This window comes from Xanthomonas sp. SHU 199 (genome assembly GCF_000364665.1).
Classification (GTDB): Bacteria; Pseudomonadota; Gammaproteobacteria; order Xanthomonadales; family Xanthomonadaceae; genus Xanthomonas_A; species Xanthomonas_A sontii.
In genome coordinates, this window is the sequence record NZ_AQOI01000034.1 from 1 (window position 1) to 3,331 (window position 3,331).

Sequence of the window (3,331 nt, forward strand, 5' to 3'; positions counted from 1 at the left end):
GCCGCCTGCCACAGCGGACAGCGGCGGCAGTCGCGCGCCGCCGCGCGCAGCGCGTCCAGGCTGTCGTCGGCGGCCACCGCTGGCGCCGGTACCGGCGCGGGAATGCGCCGCCGCACCGGTTCGGGCGCGCGCTCGGCCATCTCGCGCACGCGCTGCCCGGCGTCGCGGATCAGCGTGGGCAGCAGTTGCGCTTCCGGCAGGTGCTTCCAGTATTTCTGCGGCATCTCCTGGCGCATCATCGTCGGATTGAGCCGCGCCGGGTTGAAGATGTTGGCGTAGTAGGTGCGCCACAGCGTGTCCTGCGCATCGTCGGCCGGCGCATCGGCCCGCTGCGCGCCGGCGCCGAACTGCAGCGTCTCGCCGTCCCAGCGCACGCTGCGGTACGGGGTGAGGATCGCCCAGCGCATGCCGGCGAAGCGCCGCGCGAAGAACGGCGCCACCCGATCGACGATGTGATGTTCCGGCTCGAACCAGGCGATGTAGGCCTCCTGCTCGCCCGGCACCTCGCGGAAGCGCACGAACGCCTTCATCTTGTGGCTGTCGCGGCGCACCGCCTGCGCCCATTGCTGGGCGCGGTGCACATCGGCATCGGTGACCCGCTGCAGCAGCGCGCGCTCGCCGCCGGCGATGCGCCACAGCAGCCAGTACAGCAGCGCATGCCGCTGCGGATCGCGATGGCACAGCACCGCACCGGCCAGCGCCAGGAACTCGGCCGATACCCGCGGCGGCGGCACCTGCGCCGGCAGCGTGGCGACGTCGGTCCCGGCGAGCAGGCCGCCCTGCACGTCGCCGTCCCAGGCCAGCGTCTCCGGCGCCACCTGCGCGCACCACGCCGCCCGCGCCACCGCCCGCCACGCCTCCAGACTCCACGGCGGCACCACCTCAGCCTGGAACATGCCCCGCTCCACGCATCAGCTCACCGAAACGAATGCAGAACACAGCAACACAACCGCCAACACAGCATCCGCAACCATCGCCGCGCCTGCGGATGTTGCTGTTGCTGTTGCTGTTGCTGTTGCTCGTGATGTTGCTTTTAAAACTTCCCGCCTTAAAGCGAGCCGAGCACCGGAGTGGCGAGCGGCCGAAGAGGCGCCCTTGTTTGAGCGAAGCGAGTTTGGGCGCCGTGCCGCTCGCCGCGAGGAGCGCAGGGGACCGGTGCGGCCGTATCGCACCGGCTCGTGTCAGGCGGGAGCGGTTTTGGTGACTTTTGCCAAGACAAAAGTCACTCGCGCCCGTAGGCGCGAAAGCCTTTGATGTTGCTGTTGCTGTTGCTGTTGCCGTTGCCGTTGCCGTTGCCGTTGCAGCAAGCATGGCAACACCCCACCCCACCGCGTCAATCAAACAAGCCCCCCTGCCGCGGTGCCGGCGCCAGTTGCGCACGCAGCCGCTGCGGATCGTCCAGCCGCTGCCGCGGATGGTGATCGAGCACACTGACGAACGGCAGCAACTTCTTCAGCGGCACCCGCAGCCGCGCCAGATCCTCGACCCGCAGCCGCGCATGCCGCCGCGCCAGCAGCAAGCGCTCGACGTTGCGGGTGCCCAGCCCCGGCACGCGCAACAACAGTTCGCGCGCGGCGGTGTTGAGATCCACCGGGAATCGCTCCGGGTTGCGCAGCGCCCACGCCAGCTTGGGGTCCACGTCCAGATCGAGCATGCCGCTGGCCGCAGGCGGGGCGATCTCCTCCACCGAGAAATCGTAGAACCGCAGCAGCCAGTCGGCCTGGTACAGGCGGTGCTCGCGCTGCAGCGGCGGCGCCAGCAGCGGCAGCTTGGCCGAGGCGTCGGGAATCGGGCTGAACGCGGAGTAGTAGACCCGGCGCAGGCGATAGTTGCCGTAGAGATTGTGGCTGGTGTGCAGGATCGCGCGATCGTCCGCGCCGTCGGCGCCGACGATCATCTGCGTGCTCTGCCCGGCCGGGGCGAAGCGCGGCGGCTTGGCGCGGACGCGGGTTTCGGCCTTGCGCGCCTCCTTGCTCTCCTCGATGCGCCAGCGCAATTCGCCCATCGCCGCACGGATGCCGCCGACGTTCTTCTCCGGCGCCAGTAGCGCCAGGCCGCGCTCGGTCGGCAGCTCCACGTTGATGCTGAGCCGGTCGGCGTAGCGGCCGGCGGCGGCGAGCAGCTCCGGCGCCGCGTCGGGAATGGTCTTGAGATGGATGTATCCGGCGAAGCGGTGCTCCTCGCGCAGCTGCCGCGCCACTTCCACCAGTTGCTCCATGGTGTAGTCGCTGTTGCGGATGATGCCGCTGGAGAGGAACAGGCCTTCGATGTAGTTGCGCTTGTAGAAATCCAGGGTCAGCTTGACCACTTCGGCCGGGGTGAAGCGCGCGCGGCGCACGTTGCTGGACACGCGGTTGACGCAGTACGCGCAGTCGAACACGCAGAAGTTGGTCAGCAGGATCTTCAGCAGCGACACGCAGCGCCCGTCGGGCGTGTACGAATGGCAGATACCCATGCCCTCGGTGCTGCCGATGCCGCCGCTGCGCAGCGAATGGCGCTTGTCGGCGCCGCTGGAGGCGCAGGACGCGTCGTACTTGGCCGCGTCGGCGAGCACGGCGAGTTTCTCGAGGGTATTCACCGGCCGACGATGCCGGGTCCGCGTCTCAAACGGTGAGACGCGGATGCGGTGCGGCCTTCACCGCGATGAATCGCTCAGGTCGATCTCCTGGCGTTCAGGCCGCCACGCGCGCCGCGGCGCCGTCGAAGCGGTAGATGTCCATCGCCAGCAGGCCGGCGTCGATCCCCGCATCGATGCGCTGCGCGCCCAGCCCGTCCGCGCCGGCCGCACCCATCGCCACATAGATCGGCAGCCAGTGCTCGTCAGTGGGATGCGCGCGCTCGGCGAACGGCGCCTGCCGGCGATAGTCGAGCATCGCCGGCACGTCGTCGCGGCGCAACGCCTGCTCGGTCCATTCGATGAACGGACGCACGTAGGGCACTTCCTTGCCCTCGGCGTAGCGGCCGAAGTCGTGCAGGTTGTGGGTGATGCTGCCCGAGCCGATCACCAGCACGCCGTCCTCGCGCAGCGGCGCCAGTGCGCGGCCCAGCGCCAGGTGGTGCTCCGGACCGAGTTCCGGCTGGATCGACAGCGGCACCACCGGGATGTCGGCCTGCGGGTACAGCAGCGACAGCGGCACCCACACGCCGTGGTCCAGCCCGCGACGCTCGTCCAGCACCGGCGCCAGCCCGGCCTGCGCCAGCAGCTCGGCGACCTGCTGGGCCACGGCCGGCGCGCCCGGCGCCGGGTACTGCATCGCGTACAGCGCCTGCGGAAAGCCGCCGAAGTCGTGGATGGTCTGCGGCTGCGCCGCGGCGCCGACCAGCGGCCGCC

3 protein-coding genes are annotated in these 3,331 nt (G+C 70.1%); all 3 read right to left on the reverse strand.

Annotated features, from left to right (window positions below; genetic code table 11):
* Nucleotides 1-896: TIGR03915 family putative DNA repair protein (locus tag D183_RS0101950; RefSeq protein ID WP_017907496.1), on the reverse strand; the 896-nt coding region annotated here is incomplete at its 3' end.
* 437 nt (nucleotides 897-1,333) lie between these two features.
* The gene (locus D183_RS0101960; protein WP_017907498.1) at nucleotides 1,334-2,578 is read right to left on the reverse strand and encodes a putative DNA modification/repair radical SAM protein; all 1,245 of its coding nucleotides are present in this window, start codon (nucleotides 2,576-2,578) and stop codon (nucleotides 1,334-1,336) included.
* A 94-nt stretch (nucleotides 2,579-2,672) separates the two neighbouring features.
* Nucleotides 2,673-3,331, reverse strand: a 659-nt coding sequence (locus D183_RS0101965) for a DODA-type extradiol aromatic ring-opening family dioxygenase (protein WP_017907499.1), incomplete at its 5' end; no start/stop codon positions are given.